This is a genomic window from SAR202 cluster bacterium (genome assembly GCA_016872355.1).
In the GTDB taxonomy this organism is placed as follows: domain Bacteria; phylum Chloroflexota; class Dehalococcoidia; order Lucifugimonadales; family VGZY01; genus VGZY01.
On the sequence record VGZY01000019.1, the window covers coordinates 1 to 14379 of the forward strand.

The window sequence follows — 14379 nt, forward strand, 5'->3', positions numbered from 1 at the left end:
CCATCAGCTCAGCGGCCTTACTTGCCTCGCAACGCCCCTCCAGAACAAGGTTCAGTATCTGTGCTCTCTTCGCTTCTCGCTCGGTCAAATGTAGTCCTCTCATGGACTGACATATTCACTGAGCAGTTACCTACTGACAATATCACTGAGCAAAGACACTCATACGCCGTCCCCGTACCCTTTACCCCTTCTTTATGATAAACTTGCGCTCGCATTGAATCCCCCTGTGGAGCGCATATGGGAGAGGTAGAGCTACACTTCAAGGCCGCCGTTCCAACGTTCGACGCCTGCGTCTTCCTGGGCAGGCGTTACAACCGCTACGTCCGCTCGGACAGCGTCGCAGGCATTATCGAATCCATGGACCGGTGCGGTGTCGGCAAGGCGCTCGTCTCCCACGTCCATGCTATCGACTTTGACGGCGAGGACGGCAACGAGGTGCTTCTCCAGGAGATGAAGGGGCAACCGCGGCTCGTGCCCCAGTTCGGCGCCAACCCCACTATGGATGATGCAGGGCAGCTCATCGCGCAGATGCGTGCCCATGGCGTGCGCTCAGTTCGGATAGACCCCAAGCAGCACAACTACCCTTTCACGGACTGGATGGCGAAGGGATGGCTGGACAGGCTTGCTAAAGAGGGGATTTCTGTCTTCGTCGCAGCCCCTCAGATAGAGCCAGACCAACTTCACACCATGCTTCGCGCGCACCCGGATTTGCGCGTCGTCCTTAGCGAAGTCCACTACGTGCATACCCCATGGATATTCCCGCTTGTCAGGGCCGTGCCCAACGTCTACGTGGAGATTTCTCGGTTCGTCGTGGTTGACGGGCCGAAGCGCCTCGTAGACGCAATGGGGCTGCACCGGGTCCTGTTCGGCTCGCGGTTCCCTGATTCCGCGATGGCGCCCCACCTGTACGGACTGCACCAGATGGGCTTCACAAAGGCGGAGCTTTCTGCAATCTGCGCCGGCAACCTTGAAAAGCTTCTTGGAAGGGCTGCGTAAATGGCAAAGATCGTCGACACCCCGGTAATCGATGTACATGCCCACGTTGGCCAGTGGGGCGCAAAGTTCAGGCCGGCCTCGCCAAAGATGTACGTTGATATCATGGACGCGGCCGGGGTGGACAGAATGGGGTTCAACTGCATCTATTTCGACGACGAGCGGAAGTCGCACAACGTGGTCGCGGACTGGGTGAGCAAGTACCCGGACAGGTTCATCGGCGTCGCGTTCGGCACGCCGCGCCACCCGGACGAGACGATCCCGGAGCTCGAGCGCGCTTTCGACCAACTCGGCTTCAAGTACATGAAGATCTACCCCACTTACTACACCAAGCCGGTAGACGACCCCTCGTACGATCTTATCTTCGAGTGGGCCAACAGCCGTGGCATAGTGATTATGTGCCACTCTTCCAACGTGGCTGACTGGGACACACTGACCCTCCCGACGAAGTTCATCGGCCTGGCCAAGCGGTTCACGAAGGTCAAGTGGCTTCTGGCGCACTCCGGCAACGCCATGCGCGGCCAGGTGCTCGCCGTTGAGGCTGCAAAGCAGTGCCCGAATATCTACCTGGAGATATGCACATCCTTTGCGGAGGCCGGGACCATCGAGTTCCTCGTAAACGGCGCCGGGGAGGACAGGGTCCTTTTCGGCTCTGACATCCCGCTCATGGACCCGCGATACCATGTGGGCCGAGTAGTGACGGCAGACATTTCAGAGGCAGCGAAGCAGAAAGTGCTGGGACTCAACGCAAAGAAGCTGCTAGGGCTATAGACACCTCGACAGGCAGGGACTAATGGGCAAGGTAGACCTGGATTTCAAGCCGTCCGTTCCGGTGTTCGACGCCTGCATCACTGTTGGGCGCCGGTACGATCGGTATATTCGAGTGGATAACGTGGCCGACACGCTCGCGACGATGGACAGGGCTGGCGTGCAGAGGGCGCTCGCCTACACCCCGCACGCGCTCGATTTCGATAGCGTGGAAGGCAACTCCTACCTGATGGAGATGATCAAGGGGCAGCCTCGGCTTGTGCCGCAGTTTGCGGTCAATCCCTCGTTCGACGACTTGCCTCTCATGGCCAAGAGTATGAAGCAGCACGGCGTGCGCTCGCTGCGCATCGCTCCCAAGTTCCAGCGATACCCGTTCCGCGAGTGGGTGCTCGGGCCGTTCTTCGATTGGCTTGAGGCCAACAGGACGCCGGTATGGGTGGCCGCTGAGGAGATAGACCCTTCGGAGTTCCACGCGACCGTCTCCGGGCGGCCGGGCCTCAGGTTCGTGATGAGCCAGGTCCACTTCATGCATGAGACATGGGCGGTGCCGCTGCTTATGAGCCTCCCGAATGTCTCGATCGAAGTATCGAGGATGCTCCAGCCCAACTCCTTCAACAAGCTCATAGATGCCATTGGCGCTGAGCGCGTCATGTTCGGCAGCAGGTTCCCGGACTCTGCAATGGCGCCGCAGTTATACTATCTGCACCGCTCGGGGTTGTCGCAATCGCAGCTACAGGCCGTCTGCGCGGGCAACCTGGGCCGGCTCCTGGGGAAGGGATAAACGCATGAAGACGCCCGTTGTAGACTTCCACGCCCACGTCGGCAGGTGGGGCTCTTTCGGAATGGCAGATGACCTAGAGACGTATCTCAGGGTGATGGATGCCGCCGGGGTGGATATTAGCTGCATCAACTGCATTTTCTATGGCGAGGCCCATCGAAACCTGGACTCCGTGATGCCCTTCGTCAAGAAGCACCCGGACAGGTTCGTGCCCGTGGCCTACGTGACGCCGCGGTACCTGCAGGACGCCATACCTGAGCTCGAGCGCGCGTTCGGTAAGCTTGGCGCCAGGTTCCTCAAGCTGTACCCCACATATCTCGGCAAGCCGATTGACGACCCGTCTTACTTCCCCATTTTTGAATGGGCCAACGATCACGGCATTGTTATCATGAGCCATTCGTCCTTCTTTTTCGAAGGGGATACCCTGACTATGCCGCGCCTCTTTCCGGCGCTGGCCAAGAGGTTTAACAAGGTCCGGTGGGTGCTCGGCCACTCTGGGAACAACATGAATGGGCAGGCCCAGGCCGTGGCCGCGGCAAGAGAGTGTGACAACATCTACCTGGAGACGTGCACGTCGATGGCGGAGGCGGGCACCATTGAATTTCTTGTGAACGGGGCGGGGGAGGACCGGGTGCTGTACGGGTCCGACATGCCTCTCCTGGACGCGCGCAACCAGGTTGGCCGCATAGTGACCGCCGACATTTCAGACGAGGCCAAGAAGAAGGTACTGGGCCTCAACGCAATAAAGCTACTGGGTCTCAAGAACAAGTCTTAGCAATTACCGCTGGAGGAGCCATGGTCAGGTCTAAAGCGTCCCTTGACGCTGAGCTGCTGAAGATGACGCCGAAGTCGAGGGCGCTGTGGGAGCGCGGCAAGGATAGCATGCCCGGGGGCATCATCAAAGGCGCTTACTGGCGGCCCCCGCATCCCATCTATGTGCAGAAGGCGGAAGGCTGCCACATCTGGGACATCGATGGAAACCGGTACGTGGACTTTGAAAACCACCATTCGACCACTGTGCTGGGACACAACCCGCCGGGGGTGATGGCGGAGCTAAAGAACGCGATGGAGATGGGTATCGGCCTGGGCCACCCGACCGAATACGAGGCGGAGATCTCCGAGGAGATCACCCGGCGCTTCCCTTCGATTGAGCGGGTGCGCTTCGCCAACTCCGGTACTGAGGCGTCGCTTCATGCGACTCGCCTCATCCGGGCCAAGACCGGCAAGCCCAAGATCGCCAAGTTTGAGGGGGCCTATCACGGCAGTCACGACGCGCTCGAAGTGAGCGTGGCGCCGCCGCTCGACAAGGCGGGCGAGGCTACCTCGCCCAAGGCCGTTCCCACCCACAAGGGCATGTCGCGCGCGGCTAACGATGAGGTGATCATTCTCCCCTACAACGACCGGGAGTCTGTTGAGCTCATCCTGAGGGAGCACAAGGACGAGGTTGCGGGCGTGTTCTACGACGGCAAGCCGGGCATGCTGGACATCCCTGACGACTTTACTAAATTCGTCCGGAAGATCACCCAGGAACTTGGGATGTACATGGTGATGGACGAGGTGGTCAGCTTCCGGGCTGGGCCAGGCGGCTACCAGGGAGAAGCCGGGGTGAAGCCGGACCTGAGCATATTCGGAAAGGCCTTCGGAGGGGGACTGCCGGTTGGGGCCATCGGGGGTCGCAGGGAGCTTATGGACGTGCTGGACAACACCGGCGCGCCAACCGGACTTTTCCAGAGCGGCACATTCTCCGGCAACCACTTCACGCTGGCCGCCGGGCTGGCTACTCTCCGTGGGTTGACGCCGGAGGTTTACGAGCAGCTCGAAGGCCTCCGCGCGCGGCTGCACAAAGGGCTGGAGGCCGCCTTCAAGAAGGCGGGAGTTCCTTGCCAAGTGCTGAGCCGAGGCTCTATGATTAATGCATATATAGCTGAGAAGCCTGTCAAGGACTACAGGAGCGCCAGGCAGGCGGATGGCGCCATGCTCGAGCGCATCATAGTGGGACTGCTTATCAAGGGCTACAGTATTGGCCCCACGCCGATGAGCATGACACTGTCGACGCCCATGAGCGATGCGACAATAGACGGTTTTCTGAAGGCACTCAGCGAAGTTCTGGCGGATAAGGACTAGGGATTAGTCGGCGTGGCGTACAGCCCCGGCGGCGGAGTGAAAGGCTGTTGTGAGGTTAGAGTATGACGATCGTTCGGACAATTGCCCGCAATACCTATAACGTTATTGAAATTGAGGGGATCATCCTCATTGGAATGCTGGCGACCATTGCAGTCGTTCTGGGCTCGCTGTACGTGTTCACAGACTTCTTCGGCAACCAGGAGACCGACCTCCGGGGTTTCGTCTCCTCCAGCAGGGACGACGACTAATCCCCGGGGAATTTGTCATGCTCGGGTGGTTGCCTAGTGCGGCATTTGCAGGTAGTATAGTCGCTGCGTGACTTGGCTCCGGGTCGCTGGCCTGGGGCGTCTGAAACGTGCATCTGGTTGTGATGTGTAGCGCATAATCCGTTTGCGATAGAGGTATGGCAAGAGATGTTTCAGTATAAGCCCCTGCCGGATGAGTCGAAGCGCGACAAACCTAAAGATACGTTTGTGGAGAAGGTAACCAAGCCATTCAGGCCGATCACCGACCCCATTATTAAGGTGTACAACAAGGGGTCAGCGCTTCCCGGCATAGGGTGGCTGATCAAGATCCTGGGCAAGGTATTCGTCGTGGTACTCGGCGCGGCGGTAATCATCGGAGCGATCGCCTTCATGCTGGTCTCCTCCATCTTCGTGGGGACCTTCCTGTCCGATATCTCCGGCGGCCCGGAGTAGCAGCGGCGAAGTCACCTATCCTGCATGGGGTTTCCCGCGGTTAATCGTAGACCGCGGCAGAGCAGTATAGGCGCGAAAAGACCAGTGGGCGGAGTACTCCGGCCCACTGGTCTTTTCCTTTCCTAAATGCCTATTGTCTCTAGGCGCTGCAGGCGCCTCCACCGCAGCCGCCGCCACAGCACCCGCCGCCGCCACCTGACACCGGTTCGGACCGGCCACCGACTGTCGTCATTGAAATGAACACCGACAGCCTGCGCCGGGACTCCGATCCGCAGTCAGGGCATGGCGCTTTCGCGTCCATGTCGCTCACAGGGCGCAGCTTCTCGAACCCGCACCCACATGTCTTGCACACATATTCATATACTGGCATAGCGCTACTCCATAGACCTCGTGCATCCCAATTTTATTTTCGGCGGCTCTCATGGTCAAGCTGTGAAGGTATAATGGATGGACAAATTCCGAAGGACCCGAAAATGACGCACACCCGCACGCAACCTGATTCCATAGGCCATTTTGGGCAGTTTGGAGGGCGCTTCGTCCCAGAGACCCTCATGCACGCCCTGGAGGAGTTGGAATCGGCCTATGGTGAGATCAAGGAGGACCACGACTTCCAGGCCGAATTGAAGAAGCTGCTGAACCTCTACGTCGGGCGGCCGACGCCGCTCTATTACGCTGAGAACCTGACCAGGCATCTCGGCGGCGCGAAGATCTATATCAAGCGCGAAGACCTGGCCCATACCGGCGCGCACAAGATCAACAACGCCCTTGGACAGGGCCTCCTGGCGGCGCGCATGGGCAAAAAGCGGATCATCGCTGAGACGGGCGCGGGGCAGCATGGCGTGGCCACAGCTACGGTCTGCGCCATGCTCAAGCAGGAGTGTGTCGTATATATGGGCGAGGAGGACATCCGGAGGCAGTCTCTGAACGTCTTCAGGATGCGCCTGCTTGGAGCGGAGGTGCGGCCGGTCACTTCCGGCAGCAAAACACTCAAGGACGCGATCAACGAGTGCATTCGCGATTGGGTAACGAACGTGGAGACGACGCACTACCTCATCGGCAGCGCTGTGGGGCCGCACCCGTATCCCATGATGGTGCGCGACTTCCAGTCGGTCATCGGCACCGAGGCGCGCTCGCAGATGCTAGCGGCGGCCGGCAGGCTGCCGGACTACGCCGTTGCGTGTGTCGGCGGCGGCAGTAACGCGATCGGGCTCTTCTACCCGTTCGTTCAGGACGAGGACGTTGAGCTGATCGGTGTTGAGGCAGGCGGGGATGGTGTGGACACGCCGCGCCACTCATCCACGCTCGTAGCAGGCAGGGTAGGGGTGCTTCACGGCAGCATGTCCTACCTTCTACAGGACGAGAACGGCCAGGTGATGGAGACGCACAGCATTTCGGCGGGGCTGGACTATCCGGGTGTTGGGCCGGAGCACAGCTATCTTAAGGACACGGAGCGGGCGCGGTACGAAAGCATAACGGACAAGGAGGCCATGGAGGGCTTCCAGCTGCTCTGCCGGACCGAGGGAATCATCCCAGCGCTTGAGCCGTCTCATGCAATCGCCTACGTGGCTAAGTTGGCCCCCACGCTGCCCAAGGACAGGATAATTCTGCTCGGCCTGAGCGGACGCGGGGATAAGGACATCAACACGGTCGCAGGAGCGCTGGGAGTGAAACTGTGGGGTTAGGGCTTGTAGGTTAGGACCTTGCCCACCTCTTTCAAAGCCAGCTTGCCTGCCTTTAGCTCCCTGGTGATTTTCTCCAGCAAGTGAACGGTACGGCGGTCATAGTATCTCTCGCCGCACGTCCTGCAAACGGGCGTCTTGATCTGCACCCATACGACATTGTTGTCGAGCCGGACTTCTTCATTGACCTCGGTCACCTGGATGTCGTCACCGTGGCACACGATGCATTTCATTTCTTTACTCTCTTGGTGTGACGAGCCCACCGTCGCGGGTCCGGCTCATATACGGTCACAATAATGACTCTGCTATCATGGGGATCCAAAGCACACACGGTGTGAATCGGTCGGCCAATTCTGGTGGTTCCATAGACCAGGACGCTCGGGTACGGCCTGTCATCGGGATAATGCTCAATGACTTGTCCTGATTCTATTGCCTCAACAATCTCCCTGTCTTCTATTATCCCAAATTCCTCCAGACGCATCTCTCTGAGGCAATGGCCGGTGTAGAGCACTCGATCTGCCTGGAAAAGCTTCCTGATATCATTTATCCAGTCAGCATCTTGACTCATCGAAGAATCATACCACCTGGCTGTGAAAGCAAACACGCCCGCGTGAACGCGGGCGTGTTTGCTTTCACGGAAGACTTTCGCGCTCTACACCAGCAAGCTGAGCGGGTTCTCCAAATCCTTTTTGACTTCTACGATGAACTTTGCGCCCTCCGCGCCGTCGGAGACGCGGTGGTCCACGGAGAGCGTGGCGTTCATCGTCTCGGCGATGACCACCTGGTCGTTGCGGACGACCGGCTTTTTCATCACCGTGCCCACGGCCAGCACGCCAGCCTGCGGGGGCTGGATGATCGCTGCGAAGTTGGTCACCTCGAACATGCCCATGTTGCTGATGCTGAAGGTGCCGCCGGTGTACTCCTGGGCGTGGAGCGTCCCCTTCTGGGCCCGGGTGATGAGGTCCTTGCTCGCCTGGGATATCTGGGCGAGCGTCTTGCCGGCGCAGTCCATTATCGCGGGCATGATCAGTCCGTCTTCCATAGCAATGGCGATGCCGATGTTGATGGACGGATGGTTCTGTATGGCGTCCCCTGTGTAGGAGGAGTTCAGGTTCGGTATCTTCCTGAGAGCGCCAACGCAGGCCTTGATGATGAGGTCGTTGACGCTGATCTTGATGCCTTCCGACTCCAGGCTGGCGTTGATCTGCTTGCGCAGCTTCATCGCCTCGGTCATGTCGATCTCCGCGGTAACGTAGAAGTGAGGGATCTCCTGCTTGCTCTTCGTGGTCACGCGGGCGATCTGCTGGCGCATCTTGCTCAGTGGGACCTTCTCGCCGGGCTTTGCCGCCGGGGCAGGGGCGTGCTCGGCCGCGGGAGCTTCCTTCTTCGGGGCGGCCGGGGCCGGCGCCGCCAGCCTCGCGGTTGCCTCGGCAGGCTTCTGCGGCTCCGCCTTCGTCTCGGTCTTCGCGGCCTTCGACTTGTCCGCGGCCATCACGTCGTCACGGGTGATGCGGCCGCCGGGGCCGGTGCCCTTGATCTTCGAGAGGTCGATGCCCATCTCGTCCGCCAGCTTCCGGGCAACAGGCGATGCGCGGACCTCGCCGGGGGCGGCCGCGTGGTCATCTGCGGGAGCGGGAGCGGTTACTGGCTCCTGCCGGGCCTCCACGGCCTCCGGCGGCCGCTTGGGGCTCGACGCCGGTGCGCCCTTGCCGTTGGCAGCGGGCGCTGGGGCCGGAGCGGCCGCGGGGGCGGTCACCTTCTCTCCAGGCGCGCCGATGATCGCTATCGGCTTGCCGACGGGAACGGAAGTGCCTTCGGCAACAAGGAGCTTGTTCAGAACGCCCGCTTCGGACGCCTCGAACTCCACCACTGCCTTGTCAGTCTCTATCTCGGCTATCGCGTCGCCGACCTTCACCTCGGCCCCTTCGCGCTTAAGCCAGCGCACAAGGGTGCCTTCCTGCATGTCATAGCCCATCTGGGGCATCGTCAATTCGGTAGCCAAAGCTAACCCCCAATCGTTGTTTCTACATTCCGAAGAGCTCTTTGGCCTTCTGGAGGACGCGCTTGGCGTCTGGGATTGCAGCTGCCTCAAGGACCCCGTTGTAAGGGGCCGGTACATCCAGTCCGCCGACATGGCCTACCGGGCCGTCCAGGTCGTCGAACGCGGCCTCCTGGACCGACTGGGCGATCCATGAGCCGAAGCCGCCGGTCTCCCAGACCTCTTCCACGACGATGCACCGGTTGGTCTTCTTGACGGACTTGACGATGGTGTCCAGGTCCAGCGGCCGTAGCGTGCGGACATCGATGACTTCCGCCTGCTTGCCCATTTCGGCAAAGAGCTTCGCGGCGTTCTGTGCCACGTGCACCATCCGGCCGTAGGCGACCAGTGTGATGTCCTTGCCTTCGCGCTTGACGGCGGCCTGGCCGAAGGGCACCTTGTAGGGGGCGTCCGGCACTTCTCCCTTGAAACCGTAGAGGAGGGCGTGCTCGGCAAAGATCACCGGGTCGCGCTCGTCCAGCGCGGACCTGAATAGGCCGAGAGCGTCGTAGGGATCGGAAGGGATCGCGACCTTTATGCCGGGTACGGAGGCGAACCAGCCCTCGAAGCTCTGCGAGTGCGTGGCAGCAAGCTGCGCGCCGCCGCCGGTGACAGTGCGGATTATCAGAGGCACTTCGAGCTGGCCGTTGGACATGTACCGCAGCTTCGCCGCGTGGTTCACCACCTGGTCGATGCCCAGCAGAAGGAAGTTGATCGTCATTATCTCGACGATTGGCCTCTGGCCGGCCATTGCCGCGCCGACGCCCGCGCCAACCATCACACCCTCTGCAATGGGCGTGTCCCGGACGCGCTCCGGGCCGTACTTTTCGAAGAAGCCCTTCGTCACCGCGTAGGCGCCCTGGTATGCGCCCACGTCCTCGCCCATGATAAACGCCCTCTCGTCTTTATCGAGGGCTTCGCGGAGGCCCCGGGCTATCGCCTCTCTCATTATGATCTCAGCCATGCTACTTTCCGACTTTCAGATCCTCTCCCGCAAAGCCGGGAAAGGCCATCCCGATGGAATCGGGATGGGTGAGGGCCTGCCTTAAGACGCGATAATATGCTCGAACAGCGCCTCCATCGGCGGGTTCGGACTCTCGTTGGCGAACTTGATGGACTCCGTCACCGCCGCTTCGACTTCCTTGTCTATCTGCGCGAGCTCTTTCTCGGAAATCAACCCTTCCGTGACTGCGAGCTTTTTGAACGCGGGGATCGGGTCTCTGACCTGCTCCCGCTCCACCTCGGATGACTCCCGGTAGTACGAGGCGTCCGACATGGAGTGGCCGCGGAAGCGGTACGTCATGGCCTCAATGAAAACGGGTCCGTCACCTGTACGGACCCGTTTGAGAGCCTCCGCTGTCGCCTCGCGTACGGCTGCTACGTCCATGCCGTCGATCTGGGCGGCGGGGATGTTGTAGGCGTCGGCGGCCAGGTAAATGTCCTTACCGGCGGCGCGAGCGCGGCTGACGAGGGTGCCCATGCCGTACATGTTGTTTTCGAGGAAGAAGATGACCGGCAGCTTCCAGAGGGAAGCGAGGTTGAGCGATTCGTGGAAGTAGCCCTCGTTCACGGCGCCGTCGCCGAAGAAGCAGAGGACCGCGCTGTCCTCTTTCTTGCGCTTGATGGCCAGCCCCAGGCCGCATGCCAGCGGCATCTGGCCGGCAACAATGGCGTGGCCGCCCATGAAGCGCTTCTCAATATCGAAAAGGTGCATGGAGCCGCCCTTACCGCCGCTGCAACCCGTAACCTTGCCGAACAGCTCCGCCATGACGGCGTTGGGGTGGATACCCTTCGCGATTGCGTGGCCATGGTCACGGTAGCTGGTAATCACGTAGTCGTCCTTGCGTGTGACGGACATGGCGCCCACCGCGACGGCCTCCTGGCCGATGTAAAGGTGCAGGAAGCCGCGTATCTTGCCCTGCTGGTACTGGCGCGCGCACTGCTCCTCGAACAGGCGGATCAGCGCCATCTGCCTGTACATCTCCGCTACCTGGGCCTTGTCCAGATTGATCGCCACCTTCATCTATGACCTCACACACCCGGAAAAGTTGCCATAAGCCGGTATAAACATTCTAGAAAAATAGGAGCAGCAACGCTCCTATTTTACCATCCCATATTCGTAATTTTACCTAGACGATGGGAGGCGCCCTGCGGTCCTTATATGTGGATCGCTTCGCCGTCCGCTTGAAGCGCCGCTTCCTTGACCGCCTCAGAGATGGTCGGGTGCGGGTGCACCAGCCACCCAAGCTCCTTCGTTGTGCTCTCCAGCAGGCGGGCCATTCCCAGCTCGCCCAGCAGCTCGGTGACCTCAGGGCCGATCATGTGCGCCCCCAGGATATCGCCGATCTCAGCGTCCACCACCACCTTGACGAAGCCGTCGGTCTCGCCCATTGCGAGCGCCTTGCCGCTGGCGACGAACGGGAACTTGCCGATCTTGACGTTGAAGCCCTTCTCCTTCGCCTGTGCCTCGGTAAGTCCGAAGCTGGCGATCTGGGGCTTGCAATATGTAGCCTTGGGCATATTCACGTAGTCGAGCTTGGGCGGGTTGAGGCCGGCGATGTGCTCCACTGCGGTGACGCCCTGTGCGGACGCCACGTGCGCCAGCAACATCTTGCCGTTGACGTCGCCAATGGCGTAGATGCCCGGGACGTTTGTCTGCATCTTGTCGTCCACGGTCACGTACCCGCGGTCTGTCTTAACGCCGACGCCCTCAAGGCCGATGCCGTCGATATTGCCCTGCATGCCCACGGCGACGAGCACCTTGTCGCACTCGACTACGGTCGTGCCGGCGGAGTTCGTAATCGTCACCTTGGCCTTGTTGCCGGTGACCTCAACCTTGTCTACCTTGGCGCCGAGCATGGCGTTGATGCCCTGCTTCTTGAAGGCGCGCTCAGCCTGGGTGCTGATCTCCTCGTCCTCGAGTGGCACCAGGCGGGGCTGGAGCTCAACGATTGTGACGTCCGCTCCGTACTTGCTCCAGACATATCCGAACTCCATGCCCGTCGCGCCCGCACCCACGATGATCGCCTTCTTGGGGACCTCGCGGGTCTCAAGAGCCTCGCGGCTGGTGATGACGACCTTTTTGTCGACGGGCAGGGTGGGCAGCTGCCGGAAGCGCGCGCCGGTGGCGATGATGATGTTCTTCGTCGTGAGTGTTCGCTTGGCGCTCTCGACTACGACGGTGTTCTTGTCCTTGATTACGCCCAGCCCTTCGACGTACTCAACCTTGTGCTTCTTGAGGAGGGAGGCGACGCCCCTGGTGAGGCGCTTCACGACGTCGCGGCTGCGGTCTACGGCCTTGCCGAAGTCGTACTGCACATTGTCGACGGAGACGCCCCAGTCGGCGGCGTTCTTGAAGTAGCTCAGGACCTCGGCGTTCTTGAGGAGGGCCTTGCTGGGTATGCACCCCCAGTTCAGGCATATGCCGCCCACCTCGGCCCGTTCGATAATGGCTGTCTTGAGGCCAAGTTGGCCCGCGCGAATAGCGGCCACGTATCCGCCCGGACCGCTGCCGATGACAACTACATCATAATCTGGCACTCGAACACCTCAAATGAGCAAATCCGTAAGCCTGGAGACGGGCACCATTCTACATCAATGCATATGCAGCCACAAAGAAACTGCGTCGATTTAAGCGTTTATGAAACTCGGAATCGTGAAACGCAAGGCCTATTTTTGGGCCGAAGGCGACGAAGATCGTAAGGGCCTCTAGGCGGGCCGGAAGCTGAAAGGCGCTACGTCCGAAGAGACCTCCGGCGCGTCGAAATCTACGATAACCGGCAATCCAACGTAGACGTCCCTTGGGGCGATGCCGGTCAGTCCAGCCATGAATCGCGGCCCCTCAATTAACTCAATGACCGCAATAACTGCTTTCGGCAGCCCCGTTCCCTGTTTCCCGCCTGGGTAAGTGAGCACGAAGCTGAAGACTTTGCCCTCGCCCTGCGCCTTCACCCATTTGAACGTGGTTGCGCGGCAGTCCGGGCAAATGGTGGGCCGGTAGAACAGGCCGCCGCACCGGGTACACTCGGAAAGCATGAGCTTCCCGTCCGTCACAGCATTCAGGAACTCTGTGTCGGCCTTGCTGGGCTTCGATTCGGGCTTGATCTGATCGGGTCTTTGCATCTGGCTAAATGTCCGCAGGTGTCGTCCCAAAAATATTTCACGCAGTCTAATAAAGCGCCGCCGCCGCGTCAAGCTAAAGCGAGAATGACTTGAACGCCCTTCACGCTTTTCTGACTCCCTGTTATTATAGGTTATGCAGCCAATCCCCATGGGAACGGTGAGCACAATCAGAATACGTCTTTACGCCATGGCCGTAAGGTCATGGCCACTACGATTGTGTGAGCCTTCCCATCTCCGGGGAGGCTTATTCTTTTTCTAATGCCGCCCGGGCGCACAGGTTATCTACCGGATGCTGGACCGTAACTCTCGAATCGGATTCATCGGCGCGGGACAGGTGGGGAAGTCGATGGCTGCCGCGCTTTCGCGCAAGGGGTACAAAGTCGTCGCCTCTGCCAGCCGCACTTTCGCTTCCGCGGAGTCCCTGGCCCATCTTGTGCCGGGCTGCGTTGCCTACCGGTCCATCTACGAGGCCGCTTCAAAGTGCGACATGGTCTTTATTACCGGCACGGACGCGTCCATAGCGCCGATAGCCGCGAGCATCAAGTGGCGCAAGGGGCAGGGCGTGGCGCACTGCTCCGGCGCAACGTCCACGGATGTTTTCGCCCTGGCGAAGGCGATGGGCGCCGTCCCGGGAGCGTTTCACCCTCTGCAGACGTTCTCGGACGTAGAGAAGGCGGTTGCGAGCCTGCCGGGAACGACGTTCGCCATTGAGGGCGAAGAGGAGATGCGGGCGTACCTGAAGGAGATGGCGCTGGCGCTAGGTGGCGTGCCGATCTTCCTGCGGGCGGAAGACAAGGCGCTGTACCACTGCACCGTGGTAATGATGGGCGGCATACTAAACGGCCTGTGCGGAGCAATCGCCGGGCTGTGGCAGGAGAACTTCGGAATAGACCGCAACCAGGCGCTGAAGTCGCTCGCGCCCATCATGCAGGGCACAGCCGCAACGCTCGCCTCGCTGGGGCTGCCCGCTGCCGCGGCGGGGCCTTATGTGCGCGGAGATGCGGGAACGGTAAGGAAGCACATGAACGCGCTCCGGGAGTTCTCTCCGGAGATGGTGCCGGTCTACTGCAACATGGCGCTTGCGGCGTTCCCGGTGGCGCTGGAGAAGGGCAACGTATCGGCCGAGAAGGCGGAAGAGATAAGGCAGCTGCTCCAGGAAGGCACTAAGGGTTGAAGCGG

17 protein-coding genes are annotated in these 14379 nt (G+C 60.4%); 9 read left to right on the forward strand and 8 right to left on the reverse strand.

Features of this window, described 5'->3' with window-relative positions; all coding sequences use genetic code 11:
* The first annotated feature begins 237 nt into the window (after positions 1-237).
* From FJ319_05970 to FJ319_06000, 7 genes are all read left to right on the forward strand, one after another.
* Positions 238-996 (forward strand): hypothetical protein, encoded by a 759-nt coding sequence (locus tag FJ319_05970; GenBank protein MBM3933836.1) that lies wholly within the window; start codon positions 238-240, stop codon positions 994-996.
* Entirely contained in the window at positions 997-1764 is a 768-nt protein-coding gene (locus tag FJ319_05975; GenBank protein ID MBM3933837.1) for an amidohydrolase, read from the forward strand. It begins immediately after the preceding gene.
* A 22-nt stretch (positions 1765-1786) separates the two neighbouring features.
* Positions 1787-2542: a hypothetical protein gene (locus FJ319_05980; GenBank protein MBM3933838.1), complete on the forward strand. Its 756-nt coding sequence runs from the start codon at positions 1787-1789 to the stop codon at positions 2540-2542.
* Positions 2543-2546: 4 nt separating this feature from the next.
* Entirely contained in the window at positions 2547-3314 is a 768-nt protein-coding gene (locus FJ319_05985; GenBank protein ID MBM3933839.1) for an amidohydrolase, read from the forward strand.
* Between the two features lie 20 nt (positions 3315-3334).
* Entirely contained in the window at positions 3335-4663 is a 1329-nt protein-coding gene (locus FJ319_05990) for an aspartate aminotransferase family protein (GenBank protein ID MBM3933840.1), read from the forward strand.
* 62 nt (positions 4664-4725) lie between these two features.
* On the forward strand, positions 4726-4911 hold the full coding sequence (locus FJ319_05995; protein ID MBM3933841.1) for a hypothetical protein: 186 nt from the start codon (positions 4726-4728) through the stop codon (positions 4909-4911).
* Between the two features lie 165 nt (positions 4912-5076).
* Positions 5077-5361 (forward strand): hypothetical protein, encoded by a 285-nt coding sequence (locus tag FJ319_06000; GenBank protein ID MBM3933842.1) that lies wholly within the window; start codon positions 5077-5079, stop codon positions 5359-5361.
* Positions 5362-5500: 139 nt separating this feature from the next.
* Here the strand turns inward: FJ319_06000 and FJ319_06005 are convergent, their stop codons facing one another.
* Positions 5501-5731, reverse strand: a complete 231-nt coding sequence (locus FJ319_06005; GenBank protein MBM3933843.1) for a zinc ribbon domain-containing protein — start codon at positions 5729-5731, stop codon at positions 5501-5503.
* A 103-nt stretch (positions 5732-5834) separates the two neighbouring features.
* Here FJ319_06005 and trpB point away from each other — a divergent pair, with 103 nt between their 5' ends.
* Positions 5835-7043, forward strand: a complete 1209-nt coding sequence (gene trpB / locus FJ319_06010; GenBank protein ID MBM3933844.1) for a tryptophan synthase subunit beta — start codon at positions 5835-5837, stop codon at positions 7041-7043.
* Here the strand turns inward: trpB and FJ319_06015 are convergent.
* From FJ319_06015 to FJ319_06045, 7 genes are all read right to left on the reverse strand, one after another.
* Positions 7040-7273 carry a YgiT-type zinc finger protein gene (locus tag FJ319_06015; protein ID MBM3933845.1) on the reverse strand — a complete coding sequence of 78 codons (234 nt, stop codon included), beginning with the start codon at positions 7271-7273 and terminating at the stop codon, positions 7040-7042. The two genes, trpB and FJ319_06015, sit on opposite strands and share 4 nt — an antisense overlap.
* Positions 7270-7608 carry a DUF4258 domain-containing protein gene (locus tag FJ319_06020; GenBank protein MBM3933846.1) on the reverse strand — a complete coding sequence of 113 codons (339 nt, stop codon included), beginning with the start codon at positions 7606-7608 and terminating at the stop codon, positions 7270-7272. Before FJ319_06020 ends, FJ319_06015 begins: the two co-directional genes overlap by 4 nt.
* 84 nt (positions 7609-7692) lie before the next feature.
* The gene (locus FJ319_06025) at positions 7693-9042 is read right to left on the reverse strand and encodes a 2-oxo acid dehydrogenase subunit E2 (protein ID MBM3933847.1); all 1350 of its coding nucleotides are present in this window, start codon (positions 9040-9042) and stop codon (positions 7693-7695) included.
* A 22-nt stretch (positions 9043-9064) separates the two neighbouring features.
* Positions 9065-10042: an alpha-ketoacid dehydrogenase subunit beta gene (locus FJ319_06030; GenBank protein MBM3933848.1), complete on the reverse strand. Its 978-nt coding sequence runs from the start codon at positions 10040-10042 to the stop codon at positions 9065-9067.
* An 81-nt stretch (positions 10043-10123) separates the two neighbouring features.
* A complete protein-coding gene (gene pdhA / locus FJ319_06035; GenBank protein ID MBM3933849.1) occupies positions 10124-11101 on the reverse strand; it encodes a pyruvate dehydrogenase (acetyl-transferring) E1 component subunit alpha in 978 nt (325 codons plus the stop codon).
* Positions 11102-11235: 134 nt separating this feature from the next.
* A complete protein-coding gene (gene lpdA, locus FJ319_06040) occupies positions 11236-12618 on the reverse strand; it encodes a dihydrolipoyl dehydrogenase (GenBank protein ID MBM3933850.1) in 1383 nt (460 codons plus the stop codon).
* Positions 12619-12786: 168 nt separating this feature from the next.
* On the reverse strand, positions 12787-13365 hold the full coding sequence (locus FJ319_06045; GenBank protein ID MBM3933851.1) for a hypothetical protein: 579 nt from the start codon (positions 13363-13365) through the stop codon (positions 12787-12789).
* Positions 13366-13489: 124 nt separating this feature from the next.
* Here FJ319_06045 and FJ319_06050 point away from each other — a divergent pair, with 124 nt between their 5' ends.
* A complete protein-coding gene (locus FJ319_06050; GenBank protein MBM3933852.1) occupies positions 13490-14374 on the forward strand; it encodes a DUF2520 domain-containing protein in 885 nt (294 codons plus the stop codon).
* Positions 14375-14379 lie beyond the last annotated feature (5 nt).